The sequence below is a fragment of the Thermodesulfobacteriota bacterium genome (genome assembly GCA_034189135.1).
Taxonomy (GTDB): Bacteria; Desulfobacterota; Desulfobacteria; order Desulfobacterales; family JAUWMJ01; genus JAUWMJ01.
The window spans coordinates 1-17,499 of the sequence record JAXHVO010000068.1; the positions used below are offsets into that span (position 1 = coordinate 1).

Below are 17,499 nucleotides of genomic sequence, written 5' to 3' on the forward strand. Positions count from 1 at the left end.
TTGGATTTTGGTCACAGAATCAGCGCTGTTACCTTTAATCCAAAAGGAGCATTTTTTAAATACTCAGCATAGCTTTTGCCATTCTCCCCAGCTTAGCTGGGGGTTTAGCTCTGTAATTATCCGCGCTGTGCCGGGCATTGTCAGTGTCACCTACAACATCGCCCCGAAACCCCCTTCAACGATCGAAGCGGTCTGACGATAATGAAAGCTTCAGCAGCCTGAAATGCACGGGAGAGCTTAGGGGACAGCCTTGATTTTATCCAGATATTCCCAGGCCTAAAAATGGTTGCGACATCGTCGCATAAGATGATGTCACAAGCTCGGCGATAGTTGGTCATTTCTTAATTTATCTGGAAATATTGGATTCCAAGCGAACACCACATGTGGCGCGCTCCATGAGCTCTAAAAACCAACACTATCTATGGCGAGCTTCCCTGGGTAACTATCATTAAGCATATATAGTAATTCTCATAAGTATGTTTCGTTTTAAATGAGGAAACTGTCTGAGTGTATTAGAGATTGTCAAGAAAGAACTTAAGTACAATATGCTCAATTTATTGAAATAGTTCTATTACTAAAATAAATTATCATAAAGTCAGTCTGTTCTTTCTTTACGATCTCTTATATACGAGTTTTTCATCGTTTAAAACGGAATATATTTATGAGAAACAGTATAACTCTTGAAATAAATATCGCCGGTTTGATAAATTGGCGCTGACTCAAAACGCACCACTCTCATTTAGCGTTCGGAATATTATTATGAAAGACAGAACCAGACGTACAGAATTTTGGTCCGGGGCACGCGATAGCTTACCCCTTATAATCGGGGCCATACCATTTGGTATTATTTTTGGTACCCTGTCCGGCGGTGCAGGGCTGTCCGCGGCTGGGGCCATGGGGATGTCGGTGTTTGTTTTTGCCGGCTCGGCACAATTTATCGCTATGGGGTTGGTGGGTGCCGGAACGATTTGGCCCATAATCGTGCTGACGACATTTGTGGTTAATTTCAGGCATCTGCTTTATACGGCGACCCTTTTACCCTACCTTCGGCACCTGCCGTCACGTTGGCAAGTGCCTCTGGCTTTTGGCTTAACGGACGAGACTTTCGCTGTGGCCGTGCGGCGCTGGCAGCAGGAAGATACGAGCCCCCATAAGCATTGGTATCAGTTCGGGTCCATGTTTTTCATGTATGCCAACTGGAATGTATGCACCTTGCTTGGTCTGGAGGCAGGGCGCATGTTGCAGGGAATCGGGGGGTGGGGGCTGGATTTTGCCATGGTGGCCGCCTTTGTCGGCATGGTTATTCCCTATCTAAAGGATAAACCCAGCTACTGCGTGGTATTGGTGTCCGGCTTGAGCGCCCTTGCTTTTAACGGACTGCCACATAAACTGGGCTTGATAATTGCATCGGTTCTGGGTATGGCTGCCGGTGTGCTTGCGGAATTGTTCATCGCTAGACGGTTGCAGTGCACCGCCATGGCCGACGGGGAGGAGTAATATGGAAACCGTTTATTTAATTGCCGGCATGTTTTTTGTCACTTTTTCCACTCGCTATGGGCTCCTTCCGCTGTCTGGCTATATCCGGTTTTCTCCCGGCATGCAGCGTGCCCTGAGCTATGTACCGCCGGCGGTGCTGACCGCCATTATTGTGCCGATGGCACTCATCCCCGACGGGCAAACGCTGCAGGTATCAATTGCCAACCCTTACCTTGTTGGCACAGTTTTTACAGGGCTCATCGGCTGGTTCAGCAAAAATTTGATGATAACCATTGTCGGCGGGATGGCTGTTTTTGGGATGTGCCAGTGGTTATTGACTCTTTTTTAATAGAAGCGTGACAATGTTTGCAGACAAATCTACAGATCCTGCTGCCAAGACCCAAAGCACCTGGTTTCAATAGAGCGAGTTTGCCGGAACTCACCTTGGAATCAATGAGGGTACCTTTAGTCCGCAGATTTGTCAAAAGGCTCGCGCCGGAATATTCGATATAAAATCATTTAACCATTGTTCATATGCAAAGGGACAACGCAATTGAGTAAAAATCAATTCAACACCACACCGGAACAGAGGTATTTGGAAGACTACGTGGAAGGGGCCGTACATGAGTTCGGTCCTATTGAAATTTCCGAAGATGAGATCGTCCAGTTCGGTAAAAAATTTGATCCGCAACTTTTTCACACAGATCCAACTGCGGCTAAGGAAACCGTTTACGGCGGTCTCATCGCCAGTGGTTGGCACACGTGCAGCCTGTTCATGCGATTATTTGTGGAACACTACTTGCCAGGACCTGCCAGCATGGGGAGCCCCGGGGTAGATGAACTGCGCTGGCTTAAACCGGTACGCCCCGGTGATAAGCTTACCTTGCGCATAACTGTGCACAAAGTAAAACCTTCCCTCAGTAAACCTGATCGCGGTGTGTTGTTCTCCTTTTGCGAGATGCTTAATCAAGAGTTGTGGCGACAATGATGGCCTTGAATTTGATTAGGTATCGAAACAGGGGTTGAAAGAAAACCGTCTATGGTACCCTGTTAGCTGTCTATAAAAAGGACATGGCCAAAAGACAGGTGTCTGCCATATCACCAGTCTAAATATTCTTGACATTACATGGTATTCCATAATATTTAAACTTTAATATTGTGCTCACATGAAGCTCAATCTCACTTCACCAATTTCATTTCTTATCTCTTTTAGACACTTTCTACCTATCGTTGAGTCAATGCTAAACTTCCGAATGCTCTTGCCCCTGAAAGATACTGGTTTTTCTCAAATATAATCTATCAATTTTGGTAAAGATTAATATGGAGAACCCACTTAAAATTACCAGCCTTGCTTTTGACAGGTTATAGATGCTCCGGCAGGAGCTAAGAAAATCATTTCTTTCCAAAGATTTTTATCTGATGCCCACCCCAGTCTTGACGGGAGATTTCAAGAATGAAGTGCCCAAAATGCCAGACAGATAATAAAGAAGCGGCCATATTTTGTCGCAAATGCGGGGAAAAATTTTCGCTCAACTGTACAAAATGTGGTGCTGAAAATCTTCCTGGCGATAACTTCTGTGATCAGTGCGGCTATAACCTAACTGTTCCTTCTGAATCGATCCCCAAAGATCTTTCCTTTGACGAAAAGATAGACAAAATTCAGCGCTACCTCCCCAAAGGCCTTACAGAGAAAATCCTCTCCCAGAGGAATAAAATCGAAGGCGAACGCAAGCAGGTCACGGTGATGTTCTGCGATATGGAGGGGTTCACCGGCCTGGTTGAGAAACTAGGCTCTGAAGACGCTTATGGCATCATGGACCGGATCTATGAGATCCTCATCCATAAGGTCCACACTTACGAGGGCACGGTCAATGAGATGACCGGCGACGGGATTATGGCCCTGTTTGGAGCCCCCATCGCTTTGGAGGAGTCACCTCAGCGGGCCATCCGGTCCGCCATAGCCATCCACCGGGAGATGTCCAAATTCAGCGACAAACTAAAGCAGGAGAAACCAGGCATCACACAACTCAAAATGCGGATCGGTATTCACACCGGTCCGGTGGTGGTAGGCACCCTGGGCAATGACCTCCGCGTGGAGTTCAAGGCCGTGGGAGATACGGTAAATCTGGCTTCCAGGATGGAAGGGCTGCAGAGCCGGGGACCAGCTACGTGACTGGAGAGACATTCAAGCTTGCGGAGGGATTTTTCCGGTTTGAAGCTTTGGGGAAACGGGATGTCAAGGGCAAGAAAGAGTCTATCAATGTGTATAGAGCGATCGCTCCAAGCACAAGAAGGACACGATTTGATGTCAGTACAGAGAGAGGCCTTACGCCTTTTGTTGGAAGGAAGCGCGAGCTTGAACTTCTATTAGATAGTTTTGAACGTGCAAAGACCGGTCGAGGCCAAGCCTTTTCTATAGTGTCAGAGGCTGGAATGGGGAAATCCAGGCTCCTCTATGAGTTCAGAAAGTCTGTAGCCAATGAAGACGTAACCTTTTTAGAAGGCAAATGTCTTTCTTATAGCAGGGGGGTTGGTTATCATCTTGTGATAGACCTTTTGAAAGCAAACTTTGATATTCTGAAAGGCGATGGGGATGCGGAGATTAGGGCAAAAGTTAAAAGAGGCCTAAAAACATTGGGATTAGATGAATCCTTGACTCTGCCGTATTTCTTGGAACTCTTGTCTGTCAAAAACAGCGGTATCGATAAGGTACCTATGAGCTCTGAGGCGAAAAAAAATCGAATTATGGAGGCAGTAAAGCAAATTGTTCTTAAAGGCTCTGAAATCAGACTTCTGATTCTAGCCTTTGAAGATTTGCATTGGGCTGACAAGACTTCAGAGGATATATTAAAATATATTTTGGAGAGCATACCGGGGGTAAGAGTACTAATGCTATTCACCTACCGACCCGAATTTGTGCACACCTGGGGAGGCAGGTCCTATCATAATCAAATCACTTTGAATCGGCTCTCCAACCGTGAAAGCCTTGTGATGGTGGCCCATATTTTGGGCACAGAGGAGATCGACAGTGACCTTGAGGATCTGATTTTAGATAAGACGGAAGGTGTCCCTTTCTTCATTGAGGAATTTGTGGAGTCCCTCAAGGCGCTAAGGGTAATTGAAAGAAAGGACAGTAAATATCATCTGGCAAAAGACATACAAAATGTGGCCATTCCTTCAACTATACAAGATGTCATCATGGCAAGAGTTGACTCACTGCCAGAGGGTACGAAAGAACTACTTCAGACGGGGTCCGTCATCGAAAGGGAGTTCAGTTACGAATTAATAAAACAGGTTACGGGTATACCCGAACAAGAATTACTCTCTCAGCTTTCACTCTTAAAAGACTTAGAACTTCTTTACGAGAGAGGCATATATCCGCAATCGACCTACATCTTCAAACATGCTCTCACCCAGGAGGTGGTCTATGATTCCATATTGACCAAGCGGAAGAAAGTCTATCATAAAAAAATCGCCAGGGCCATTGAAGAGTTGTATAAAGACACTATCAAGCATTATTATGTGATGCTAGCCGAGCACTTCACTGATGGTGAAAACTATGAGAAAGGAGCAACGTATTCAAAATTAACAAGCAAGAGGGCAGAAAGGACAGGATCATTGAATGAAGCGATTAACTATGCACTCAAGCGGGTTTCGTGTCTTGAGAAGCTGCCCAGAACTGATAGTCTCATAAATGAAATCATTCATCTCAGAACAATCCTCGGACTTTTCATGATCGATATGCTTCACTTCAAGAAGGCACAAGAAATTATCGCGCCAATCGTTGAACTTACTCTAAAAGGTAGTAATAATAAAAGGATAGCTCAAATACTCACCATAATTGGCACACGCGAGTTTGTTGTAGAGGAAAATTTCCCAAAGGCATTTGGGCACTTAGAGGAAGCCTTAAGAATTTCAAAAAAAACAGAAGGCATAGGTACTCTGGCTGTAGCCAGTTATTGGCTCGGGTGCGCTCAAGCTTACAATTGCGACTTTGAGGAGGCAGGTGTCAATATCGGTAGATCGGAGAAAATCCAAAGGGAGACGAAAATTCCCTGGCGAGAAGCAGCTCTTAAAAACCTTTTAAGTTTTCTCGTCTATTATAATCAGGGAAGAATTGACCTTGCTCATGAAACAAACCGCCAAGCTCTTAGGATAGCTGATGAAAGCGGCGATATTTATTCAAAGACGTTCGCCTATTGTTGCCAAGGAGTTTCATGCTTTGATAGAGGCTCTTTTCAACAGGCGTTGGAATTTCTTTCTTTAGGTAGAGAGTTCAGTAAAAAACTTGGTCAGTACTGGTGGGAACCAGGGTCCAACCATTTCTTAGGCGAAGTCTACTTCGAAACCGGACAATACCAAAAGGCGAAAGATCATTATCATAAGGCAGTTACCCTTTTTGACCAGTATGGTAATTGGCCGTCCGCTAATATATTGAGTAAAATAGGTTTGGTGAGAGCTCAAATATTGAACAGCGAAAAGGACTTCAAAATAGAAACTCTTTACCGCTATATTTCTGCTGCTAAGACAAAAGTGTATAAAGGAGAGATTAGGCGATATATGGGTGAGATCTTGTTGAATATAGACGATCATCACATATCTGAAGCGGAGGACTGGATTAAAAAGGCCATAGAAGCGAACAGCAGGAATGGTATGAGGTGGCATTTAGCAAAGAGCCGGGTGCTGTATGCCGAATTTTTTAAACGAAAAGGCGACACTTCGAAAGCCGGGAAACAACTCTCTGCAGCAATTAAAATCTTCAAAGAATGTGGTGCTGATGGGTGGGTGGAAAAGTATGAAAAGGAACTGGCTTCATTACCATAATCCTCAAAAATTTCTTTTAAATCTAAAACTCAATATCTTGTGTTTTAAGTGATTCCAATAAAAGTGCTGATTTGCTATTATCTATTATGAAAATGAACTGTCAAAAGTATTGACATCAATCCTGTGGGAGGCTTGGGACGCCTTTCAAATTTAAAGTCTCCAAGATGATTCAAAGATAAGCTATTCGCACAGCATGAATCAAAAATAGATGCACCGCACACTTTTCATGTCAATTTGGCTGTCAAGTGTATCTTGCTCATCCAATATTTGATTTATCCTTATTTTTTCCCTTCGGCCAAAACTTCTGCAATATGTTTGACTTGAATTTTGCTTCTACGTTTGTCCATTCCGCCACGAAGCTGTATCACACAGCCTGGACAATCTGTTACCAGAAGCTGGGCATCGGTGTCTTCTATGGTATCCAGCTTTTTTTTGAGGATTGCCGAGGATATTTCAGGAAAGTCGACTGAATAGGAGCCGCCGAACCCGCAGCAAACATCTTCGTCTTTGGACCGTACATATTCATAGCCGGCTAGTTCAATAAGTTTGCGGGGCTCCTCGACAACATGCAAACCCCTGCAAAGATGGCAGGGGGAATGATAGGCGACTTTTTTGTGGATTCCCTCAAATTCTTCAGCAGAAACGTTTAATACGTTTACCATAAAGGAACTGAAATCAATAATTTTATCTGCGAATAACTTTAAGCTGGCCAGTGTATCAGGATCCTCCTTAAATATCTTGGGATAATTGTGCTTGAGGTGAGAGGCACAGGAAGCACACAGGGTAAGAATGTAATCGTAATCTCGAGGCTGCATGGCCTTTATATTCTGAAGAGCCACTTCTTTGGCTGTTTCTTCTTCCGCCATCATTAAGGCAGGTAATCCACAGCAGGTTTGTTCCATAGGAAATTCCACCTGGACATCATGGCCTTTAAGTAATTTAAACAGCGCTTTGGCCTGTTCAGGATAAATGAAATCGATGGCGCACCCGGCGAAAAAACCGATGGTATATTTAGGCTGGACCACTTGAGGACGCAACTGTTTCCATTGATCTCTGAACGAAGTTTTGGCAATCACCGGCAGGCTGCGAAATCCGTGTTCCTTTTCAAAAAAATGCGGAAGGTGCCGGATCATCGGCTTATTTTTGGCAAGCGGCTTTTGTGCAAGATAGGCATGGCGCAGTATAAAATGAAAAAGTTTTCGGTTTTTCATGACCTTGGCCAGCAGTAAATTTTTAACCGGTGTTTTTCCTTCCTGATCCAATACCGCTCGATAGGTCTTTTTAATAAGATGAGGAAGATCAATATCCACCGGGCATACTTCTTTACAGGCCTGGCAGTTAATGCAGTTTCGTACAATCGCCCGGTCGTTTTCCTTGCCGTGGTAAAAAAGGGTTAGAATTAGACCGATAGCCCCGATGTAAACATGACCATATTTATGTCCCCCCACCTTGCTGTAGACAGGGCAGACGTTGGCGCAAGCCCCGCAGCGGATACACCTGAGGGCTTCCACAAAAACAGTGTCCTTGGCCAGAGCCAGTCGCCCATTGTCCAGAAAAACAATATGCATTTTCTTACGGTTCGACGGCGCAGAACTGCATTCGGTGGCACCCTTGATCCAGGTAACATAAGAGGTAATCGCCTGGCCGGTTGCATTCCTAGGAAGAACCTTGAGGATTCGTAACATCGATTTCAAGTCAGGAATCAACTTGTCATAGCCTACCAGCGCGACATGAACCTTTGGTAATGTGGTTACCAGGCGCATATTCCCTTCATTGGTCACCAGCCCGAGCGTTCCTGATTCAGCAATGGCAAAATTGGCTCCGCTGATCCCCATATCCGCCTCTAAAAAGGCCAGTCTAAGCTCTTGCCGGGCAACTTTCACCAGCTTATCGATATTTTTTGAGTCTTGTTTTTTTTGGGTCACCTCTTCGAACAGGTCGCCCACCTGATATCGGGAAAGGTGGATGGCTGGCATAACCATATGGGACGGTCCCTCGTGTCGCAATTGGATAATTCTTTCTCCCAGGTCGGTTTCCGTCACAGTAAAGCCTTCTTTTTCCAAATAGTCGTTAAGAAAGGTTTCTTCGGCGGTCATCGATTTGGCCTTAATGATCTTTCTTACGTTATTTTCTTTGCCAATATCAGCAATAATCTCATTGGCTTCACGGGCATCTTGGGCAACATGAACCTTGGCTCCGGCCGCTTCTGCATTTACTTTGAATTCTTCAAAAAGGTCCATAAGACGAGGCAGGACCGCATCTTTTCCCGCAGCAATTTCCTTTTTGATCCCTTCAAAATCGATACCTTGATAGACGGTGGGGCGGTTTTTCCGGTATACTGTATTGAAAGTGTCTAATGCGGTTCGCAGGAACTGATCTCCCAAAGCTTCCTTGAGTTGCTGTTTGTACGATTTCGTATCCTGGGCTGTTTTGATCATCCCTGCTATTCCTCCATAATAAGAAGGTGCAATTCCTGGGGACCGTGGACACCGATAGCCAGCACCCGCTCGATATCTGCCGTTCTGCTGGCACCGGTAATAAAGGCATAATATAGGGAAGCATCTGTTGTTAAGGTGGCATTCATCTCGCTTTCAATGCTGGCGCTGTCCGGCTTGATTTTTGAAGCCGGCAACACGGCCACGTGGATTTCGGCAAGCATGGTAGCGATCCGAACATCCTCTGCTGTTGAATCAAGTACAAGCGTGCCGGTTTCAGCGATACCCCAGTCAACAGGGGTAAGAGAGGTGTGGATCTCATTGGCATGCGGCCTTAAGGGAAATTTTAGTAATTTAAGCCCTGCCGTTTGACACTGTTTTTTTAAAAGGTCTCTCTCTTGAGTCTCTAGTCCGGTGGCAGCAATTGTTTTGCCTTCCTGTTTCTGTGTTAAATCAACGGTGTAATGAAAAGCGTCTTCTATACGATTAATTTTTGCGACAACGGTCTGGACGGCTTCGGCTTTTTCTTTCATTCGTTGAATGATATCTGTGTGTTGCATGGGACCTCCGCATGAGAAAACTGTCTGAGTGTATTAGAGATCGTTTAAAACGGAATATATTCTTTAGAAACAAACAGTCGTTTTTCCATCTTAGCTCGGTTCGACCGGGGAATTGCCTATGGGCCCGTTACAATACTTAATAAATAAGATCAGTGACTTACACGCCCCCTATCTTCTCAGTTAAACCCATACAGGCAGAGGCGATCAACGCTGCCGTGGGATTTTGTTCTTTGGGGCTGGCTCAAAACCAAGTGAAGCGAGATAGCTGCCGTACGCTCATTTCCAGATAGGATTGTTAAGTATTGTAACGGGCCCATAGGCAATTCCCCGGTCGAACCTTTGGTCTCAGGCTTCGTTGTGTCCAGTCGGGCAAGAAAATTTATAAGAAACAGTAAAAAAGCCAATATTCTCAAAATTGCTATCATTTAATCGGCTTACTTCCCGGTTACTCTGAAAATTAAACCTAAACTGAGGGCCGCCGCTTCAAGCCTTGGCCAGCTTCATTGTCATTTCGGCACCTATTCTCCGTTTTCCACGGTATATCACACCTTGTAACCTTTAGAGCCTACTCACTCATTTGGTAGGTATCTTTCAATACATAAACAAAATCGTTCCATACCCTGGAAAAACGCTTTTCATCAGCGACCGGCTTCTTGATCATTTTCATGCAATATTCCATCTGCTGACTGGTGCTGCTCGTCTTGGAATAAAGCTGGAGGGCAAATTTGGAAAAATCCCTGACCATGAAATCAAACATCTGGTCCAGAAGATCATCTTCAACATTGTCAAGCTTTGCCTTTTCAATCAGTAGCTGTCCGTAAGCAACCAGAGTAAAAAGCTCCCCCAGTGTCAGCAGAAAATCGATATCCTTTGCCTGGTCTTTATCGGGCGTGGCTTTTAGGAGAAATTCCTTGAGAACTTCTATCTGTGATTTGAATACGTTTACATTGGGAAGTTCGATGCTGTTATAGGCAAGATTGTAATCGTGGAAACGGATACCCCCCAGCCCCTTTGTAGGACCCTGGTTAAAAAGAAATTGGTCATTGCTCAGGTCATCCCGTTTCGCTATCGCCGTAAATTCATCAGGATTAAAAAAGTAGTTTGCCATGAATTTAATGATGAGCGACATATTTACATGAACGGTCCCCTCCAGTTTGGGGAGCGCCCGGATATCTCTTGCCGCCGATTCAAAATACATATCCTTTTCAAAGCCTTTGGCGGCGATGACATCCCAGATCAGATTGATGACTTCCTCACCCTGGGTGGTGACCTTCATCTTTACCATGGGGTTGTAAAGCAGGTATCGTCTGTCATCTTTTGCTGCACTTCGCATATAATCCGAAGCCCTTAAAGCAAACAGCTTCATTGCTGCCAGGCGGGTATATGCATCCACGAATAATCCTCTAATGTGGGGAAAATCTGTCACCTGTTTATTGTAAAGCCTGCGATGGGCCGCATGGGTGATGGCTTCATAGAATGCATGGGTGCAGATACCGATTGATGCCCATCCAAGATTATACTTGCAGATATTGATGGTGTTAAGACACGAATCCCATGCCTCCCGGCCCACGGTAAGGATATCTTCCTCTGTGATGGGATAGGAATGAAGCCCAAATTCAGCCACATAATTTTGTGAATTGGTGACGTTTTTAACCAGATCAAACTTTTCATGCTGTGAATCGACCACAAAAAAGACATACTCATCGGTTTCTGAATTTTTCCCGAATACGGAGACCAGGGCAGCCTCATTGGCATTTCCGATATAGTACTTTCCGCCGTCCGCCATGTATTTTCCTTCACCCAGCGGGGTCAGCATCATATCTGTTGAATAGATATCGGCACCATGTTCTTTTTCAGAAAGACCGAAGGCGAATATACCGCCATCTTTCAACAATTGCGCAGTTTTCTGCTTTACCGCCTCATTTTTTCCCATCCAGATGGGACCCAATCCCAGCATGGAGACCTGCCAGGTGTACCAGTAGCTCAACCCGTAAAAACCGAGAATCTCATTAAAATAGCAGATACGGAAGGTATCCCACCGGGAATCTTCGTCCCCGTATCCGGCCGGCGTCATAAGAGTTGCAAAAATCTTTTCCTTTTTTACAAACTCTATAAAATCGGCATACCATATGCGCTCATGGTCGTCTTCTTTAAGTTTTTTCTTTCCTTTGTTTTCAAAAAACGCGATGGTTTTCAGCATAATCTCCGTTGATCTTTCATCGAGATGCTCATACTTCTGCATCTTGGGGTTTAAAAGAATCATCATTTTCTCCTTGCACTAGTAATCAACTATAATTTGTTTTGTTTTCATCCGTGGTAACTGCTGATAAATTCTGGTTTCATCAAACATGGGTTTAAAATGCGCTTTTCTCTCACAGTCTTCAGCCTATCCACCTGGGTAGTTACGCTAAAGGCAATATAAGCAATTTGTGCAATATAAATCAAGAATAGATATACTGCACACGTTTAACGTCATTTTCTTTATTAAATTTTAAACCGGAGAAATGTCCTCTTACCACGGATTCGGGCGGAATTAACCGACGTTACCGAACATCGTTACAACTTGACATATAACTTTCAATTTTCTATATTTCTTTTACCAAAAAGGAGTTCTTATCTATTCCAGCGCTTGCTATATTCATCATATGACTGTATTTCCCGGCTTGAGATCTAAGGCAAAAGCTCCCTCCACTGAAGCTGTTTCCTCTTTGGCAAACTGATTTAAAGATCTCACGGTTTGAAGCAGGGTTCCCACAAGAGGGCCGAACCAATGAGTATCCGGCTGGATAAAATACTTTGTGCCACCGATTTTTCACCCTTTTCCACGGTTGCATTGCGTTACGGAATTAACCTGGCCCTTCGATTCGATTCCCATCTGTTAGTATCCCACACCATTTGCTTTCCGCGTAATCAAATATACGGCACTGCTTCATCTGCACGGGGCAGTGAGCAGGAAGAGCAGGAAAAATACGCTTTAAAAAAAATCAATCAGTTTATGCGAAACCAGAGACTAAGCTGGGAACCCCTGGTGACGCACGGTGAACCTGTAGATGAAACCACCCGTTTGACCGATGAGAAGGATGTAGATCTGATTGTTGCAGCCAGTCATGGGCTTTCCGGGTGGAAACGGCTTGTGATCGGAACGGTGATTGAGCGGATGGCCCGCAGGCTTACCAGACCCCTCCTGGTGACCCGGGTGGCTGAAAAAATGCTCCCCAAAGAAAACCTTTTACAAACACCGCTTAAAATCAAAAAAATTTTAACGGCTTGCGATTTTTCATCCGAATCACCAGAGGTTATCGAATACGCCCTGAATTTCGCTCATAAATTTAATGCCAGACTGTACCTTTTGCATGCCATTGAAGCGCCAATGGATGAGGACATTGTGAATCCAACTGATGCACCCTATGGAGAGGTACAGCAATTTTTAGAAGATGAATTACGTAACAAACTGGCAAATCTCGTCTCTGAAAAAGATGCCAAAGCCTGTGACCTGAAAACCGTTCTAGTTCACGGACTCCCCGTTGAAGGACTCTGTTCATATGCAACCGAAAACCAAGTTGATCTGATTGTTTTAGGTGTTCGTCATCGTGGCGCTTTGGGAAAAATGATAATCGGCTCTACCACCGAGGCTGTGCTCCGCTGTGCGCCGTGTTCTGTGTTGGCGGTACCGCCGACCGTTTTCCCTGGCCGAAAGGCAGATGGAAACACCAGAAATAAAAAAAGACTGAAAACCGGAATTGTGAAGGATAAAAGATACTTAAACCATTTAACAGGAGAGGGTCATCTTGAAAGTCACCAAAGACTGGAAGCGATCTATACCATGCTTGACGAACCGGATATGGACGGGTATTTTGTCTCCCTTGATCCAAGGCCCGCTGAAAGGGAAGAGCTCCTTCTGCTGCATTCCCCGGAGTATATCGACAAAATTGCTTCCACGGCAGGCAAAGACGCTTTTTCCTTAACACCTGATACCCATACCTCACCGGGGTCTTATGAAGCGGCCCTTTTTGCTGCCGGAGGATTATTTGAAGCCATTTCCAGAGTGGTTTCAGGTGAATTGACAAATGCCTTTGCCCTGATCCGGCCTCCCGGTCACCATGCCGAAAGGAGCCGCGGTATCGGATACTGCCTGTTTAACAATGTGGCCTTAGGCGCCATGTTTGCACATCAATATTTAGGGCTTAAACGAATTCTTATTGTCGATTTTGACGTCCACCACGGAAACGGAACCCAGCATTTTTTCGAGCAAAACCCCCGGGTTCTATTTTTTTCCACCCATCAGTATCCTCATTTTCCCGGCACCGGTTCTTTTACCGAAACCGGGCTTGGAAGGGGGGAAGGCTATACGGTAAACGTCCCCCTTGGCAAAGGCTATGGAGACGGTGAATTTATCGCTATATATGAAAAACTGCTCAGACCCATTGCCCTGGAATTTCAACCGGAACTCATCCTCGTTTCTGCCGGTTTTGATATCCATAAAAGCGATCCCATGGGTAAAATGAAAATCACCACCAAGGGTTTTGCCGGACTGACCCGGTCTATCATGACAACAGCAGACATCTGCTGCGACGGAAAACTGGTTTTTTCCCTTGAGGGAGGATATCACCTAAAAACCATTGGTAAATGTGTAAAGGAGGTTTTAAATGAGCTGGCAGGGCATACGCTTTGCCCAATACCGGAACTGAAAGGCAGGGATAGCCGGAAAAAATTCGATTACGTTTTCAAGCGTTGCAAGCATGTGCATGAACAGTTCTGGAAAAACCTGTAGGGGGATCTCATGAATAAAATTAAGATCATGGAGTCATCGGTAGCAAAATGGAACCGGATTATCGACGGTAAAGGTTCGGATGGGGGGGTGCTCGACTGTCCCCCATGCAGAATTTTCTACATGCTTTTGTGTATCGGATGTCCCATTGCCGAATATACCGGGAAAAAATTTTGTAAGGGATCCCCATATATTCCCTGGTACTGGCACCAGAATAACGTCCATGCCAAGATTAAAAAAAAGGTTTACTGTCCTGAGTGCCTCCGCCTGGCGACCGATATGAGAGATTTTATGATAGAAATAGTCGAAAGCCTGAAAGAAAAAGAAGAGGGAAAGGCAATCATATCAGGAAAAAACAAAAGTTCTGTTGGAACTGACTCGATGGAAAAGAAAAATTGTGAGATTAACAAGTGACCGATAGTCTATTGGGTGTAATGGCGGCAGCTGCAGTTACCGTTGAAATTGGATTGTTGCTTTTGGCCGGGTTCGCCATGTTTAAAAGCTGGGGACATACTTTTGCCGAAGCGGCTGCTTATGCCTTAATACTTACACTTATGCTGCCGTCATTCCTGCTGCAGGTTGCTTTTTTGGCTGGAAACCCAACCATTTCCATGGGGGCAGAGGCTGCAGTCACTATACTGGCTGCCATTGCAGCCTACCGGTTGCGTCGATATGTCAGCCAGGCCTGGTTTACCATACGGACCTTTGTCTCAGGACATCCGGTTGCAAGCACCGTTCTTTTAATCTGCTTTGGCTATCTCGCCACCCAGGCATTTCTTCTTCCACCTGCGGGTGTTTACTGGGAAAACCTGGGACAGGTCCTCAGGTTCCAACAACAGGACACCCTTTTTGCTAACGAAAATCAGGCACTTTTTCCGGTCAATATTCTTCTTCTTCCCCATCTTTTTCTACGTTTTCATACGGATATGGGGATCGGTGTTTTGGGCATAATGGCTTATCTTTCCATTGGCTTTTCCACTTATGCCCTTGCCCGACGTTATTCATGGCCCCCAACGGCTTTTACCGTCACCATGCTTGTAATGAGTTTTCCCAGGTTTGTATATATGGCAACCTCTCCAGGGTACGAAATCATTCCCGCAGCTGTTGCTGTTTTCTGTCTTCTGGCCATTTATCGCGTGGTAGAACAGCCAAATATAAAGGATCTGCTTTTTTTATTTCTCAGTATCCTGTTTTGTATCTCGGGAAAATGGATGTGTCTGGCCTTCACCGCCATTATTTTGCCGCTCTCACTGATCCTGCTTTTCCGCCGCCATGGCGCTTTGGCATGGTGGAAACTGATTAAAGCTCATCAATGGTCCGCACTGTTAACCTTGCTTCCGGCCGCGATCTTTTCCCAAAGCTGGCTTTTTTTATACAATTGGGTTTACCGGGGAAGATGGTTGGCCAAGGAAAGCACGTCGGATTTTGCATATAACACCGATGGCCTTTTGGGAGCGCTGGCAAATATGATTCGCTACTTCATTGAAAGCGCTCATTTTACCAGACCGATAAATCATATCTGTCAATGGATGGTTCATTTCAGTATGGCGGACAGTTTTCAAAAAATTTACGATTTTTTATTTGCACCCCTTTGGGGAAACATCGGAGCAGCAGCTTCTTTTAAAATAGCCTGGGTGCCTGCCGAGACTTTATCATGGTTCGGCCCTTTCGCTTTTTTGCTGGTCATACCCGCTGTTATTTATGCATTGGTGCGCGGGCCAAGGCGACTGAAATCAACGGCAATTGCACTGGTTGGCTATCTATTCCTGCTGGTGTTGATCCCGGCCTGGAATTCCGAAAATGTACGTTTTTTCAGCATATTATACGCATGCGGTGGTTTTTGCATCGCGTTTTTCCTTCCCCCCTGGCGATTTACCAAACGCGGCAAAAAGGGCCTGCAAATTGCAAGCGCCTTGCTTATGGTATATGCATGTTCCTGCAATATGCTGAAGCCGATTGTCGGGATTGAGCCTGTACGTATTGGCATGATCAATTTAGCTGCCGGTAATTATCTGGATTCCGCTCAATTTTTTCATGAAGCCGCAGAAAAAAGTGTGTGGGTGAGCAACGACTGGGGACGTGACCGTTTTGCGGCGGCAAAACATCTTTTTGGGGATAACCGGGTGGCCGAATGTGCCGGCCTCTTCGCTAGGGGATCGAAAGTCGGGGCCTGCTACAAAAACCCTTCTTTAATATATCCCTTTATGCTGGCCTGCAAGGATGTCGACTTTTTTCTGTTGCCTTCACAAAAAGTAGCCGCTGAAAACAAAGTTGCGCTTTACCAGCCGGATTATCTTCTTGGCATTGATACTGACCTGCCGTTTCGCCCGGTCGGATCCCGCCCATTAAAGACCTGGCCATCGGGAAAGGCGGATTCAGCCTTAAAAGGTGTCTTGATTCAGCTAAGCAGAAATGATCATGAAACCTAAAGCAAGCTGTTTTTTATTCAAAATCATACTCAACCGTTCGATTTTACGTTATTTTCTGCTTAAGGGAAATCTTAATCTGCTTTTTAGCCGTGTGACGGATTTCACACTGATACTGTGATATATATCATTGCGCTTACCATTGTTCCAATATATACTGTAACCAAATTAGATTGACACCCAGGTCTTATTTAAATATACTTTTCAGGACCGAACGGTGGAAAACAATTTAAAACCACCATCAACCGTGAAATTCAAACTCAGGATGCGTTCAACCAACACTGACACAAAAAAATATTTTACTATGATTCGCATTGCGTCTTTGTATTTGGCGGATGTAGAGCCTCAGGCACAAACAACTCACATGGAAATGGTGTGTAAGGAGGAAAAATGAAGCGTCATCAACCTGCAATAATAATTCTATTATTGGCCATCACTGTTTTAATGGCAGGGTGTGCCTCATCACCGGTCATTGAGCGCAAAGCAGTAGATACGACCATTGACCTTAGCGGACGATGGAATGATGCCGATTCAAGAATGGTATCTGAAGAAATGATCAAGGATTGCCTTGGTCGGCCGTGGCTTCAACGATTCAAGATTAAACATGGGGGAGAACCCACGGTTATTGTTGGTCGTGTTAAAAACCGAAGCCATGAGCATATCAATGTGCAAACCTTTGTTAAAGATCTGGAAAGAGCTTTGATCAATTCAGGGCAGGTTCGGTTCGTGGCATCCAAGGGAGAAAGAGCCGGGATACGCGAAGAACGAAAGGATATGGCCAAACATGCATCGGATGAAACCATGAAAGGCCCGGGCCAGGAAACAGGTGCGGATTTCATGCTCATAGGAGTGATCAATACCATTCGAGATGATATCGGTAAAAAAGCGGTCATGTTTTATCAGACCAATCTTGAACTGATCGATCTGGCATCCAATGTTAAAGTATGGATCGGAGAAAAGAAAATTAAAAAGCTGATTAAAAAGAAAAGTGTGAAATGGTAGGATGCGAA

Annotated in this window: 13 protein-coding genes; 10 read left to right on the plus strand and 3 right to left on the minus strand. The window is 45.0% G+C overall.

The window, feature by feature from the left end; all coding sequences use genetic code 11:
* The 6 genes from SWH54_09855 to SWH54_09880 form a co-directional block, all read left to right on the plus strand.
* Positions 1 to 196, plus strand: a 196-nt coding sequence (locus SWH54_09855; protein ID MDY6791561.1) for a hypothetical protein, incomplete at its 5' end; no start/stop codon positions are given.
* Between the two features lie 563 nt (positions 197 to 759).
* Entirely contained in the window at positions 760 to 1,497 is a 738-nt protein-coding gene (locus tag SWH54_09860) for an AzlC family ABC transporter permease (GenBank protein ID MDY6791562.1), read from the plus strand.
* Position 1,498: 1 nt separating this feature from the next.
* Complete coding sequence (locus SWH54_09865) at positions 1,499 to 1,825, plus strand: AzlD domain-containing protein (GenBank protein MDY6791563.1); 327 nt, start codon at positions 1,499 to 1,501, stop codon at positions 1,823 to 1,825.
* Positions 1,826 to 2,029: 204 nt separating this feature from the next.
* A complete protein-coding gene (locus SWH54_09870; protein ID MDY6791564.1) occupies positions 2,030 to 2,464 on the plus strand; it encodes a MaoC family dehydratase in 435 nt (144 codons plus the stop codon).
* 465 nt (positions 2,465 to 2,929) lie between these two features.
* Positions 2,930 to 3,649: an adenylate/guanylate cyclase domain-containing protein gene (locus SWH54_09875; protein MDY6791565.1), complete on the plus strand. Its 720-nt coding sequence runs from the start codon at positions 2,930 to 2,932 to the stop codon at positions 3,647 to 3,649.
* A complete protein-coding gene (locus SWH54_09880) occupies positions 3,646 to 6,300 on the plus strand; it encodes an AAA family ATPase (protein MDY6791566.1) in 2,655 nt (884 codons plus the stop codon). The genes SWH54_09875 and SWH54_09880 overlap by 4 nt, the downstream gene beginning before the upstream one ends.
* A gap of 278 nt (positions 6,301 to 6,578) precedes the next feature.
* On the opposite strand, the gene SWH54_09885 is transcribed toward SWH54_09880, so the two are convergent.
* The 3 genes from SWH54_09885 to SWH54_09895 all read right to left on the minus strand — a co-directional run bounded on the left by SWH54_09885 (position 6,579) and on the right by SWH54_09895 (position 11,558).
* Positions 6,579 to 8,735: an LUD domain-containing protein gene (locus SWH54_09885; protein MDY6791567.1), complete on the minus strand. Its 2,157-nt coding sequence runs from the start codon at positions 8,733 to 8,735 to the stop codon at positions 6,579 to 6,581.
* Positions 8,736 to 8,743: 8 nt separating this feature from the next.
* A complete protein-coding gene (locus tag SWH54_09890; GenBank protein MDY6791568.1) occupies positions 8,744 to 9,295 on the minus strand; it encodes a lactate utilization protein in 552 nt (183 codons plus the stop codon).
* A gap of 565 nt (positions 9,296 to 9,860) precedes the next feature.
* Entirely contained in the window at positions 9,861 to 11,558 is a 1,698-nt protein-coding gene (locus SWH54_09895; GenBank protein ID MDY6791569.1) for an acyl-CoA dehydrogenase, read from the minus strand.
* 507 nt (positions 11,559 to 12,065) lie between these two features.
* Here SWH54_09895 and SWH54_09900 point away from each other — a divergent pair.
* The 4 genes from SWH54_09900 to SWH54_09915 all read left to right on the plus strand — a co-directional run bounded on the left by SWH54_09900 (position 12,066) and on the right by SWH54_09915 (position 17,491).
* A complete protein-coding gene (locus SWH54_09900) occupies positions 12,066 to 14,066 on the plus strand; it encodes a universal stress protein (GenBank protein ID MDY6791570.1) in 2,001 nt (666 codons plus the stop codon).
* Between the two features lie 9 nt (positions 14,067 to 14,075).
* Complete coding sequence (locus SWH54_09905) at positions 14,076 to 14,477, plus strand: hypothetical protein (protein ID MDY6791571.1); 402 nt, start codon at positions 14,076 to 14,078, stop codon at positions 14,475 to 14,477.
* Positions 14,474 to 16,492: a hypothetical protein gene (locus tag SWH54_09910; GenBank protein MDY6791572.1), complete on the plus strand. Its 2,019-nt coding sequence runs from the start codon at positions 14,474 to 14,476 to the stop codon at positions 16,490 to 16,492. Before SWH54_09905 ends, SWH54_09910 begins: the two co-directional genes overlap by 4 nt.
* A gap of 387 nt (positions 16,493 to 16,879) precedes the next feature.
* Positions 16,880 to 17,491 carry a penicillin-binding protein activator LpoB gene (locus SWH54_09915; protein MDY6791573.1) on the plus strand — a complete coding sequence of 204 codons (612 nt, stop codon included), beginning with the start codon at positions 16,880 to 16,882 and terminating at the stop codon, positions 17,489 to 17,491.
* Positions 17,492 to 17,499 lie beyond the last annotated feature (8 nt).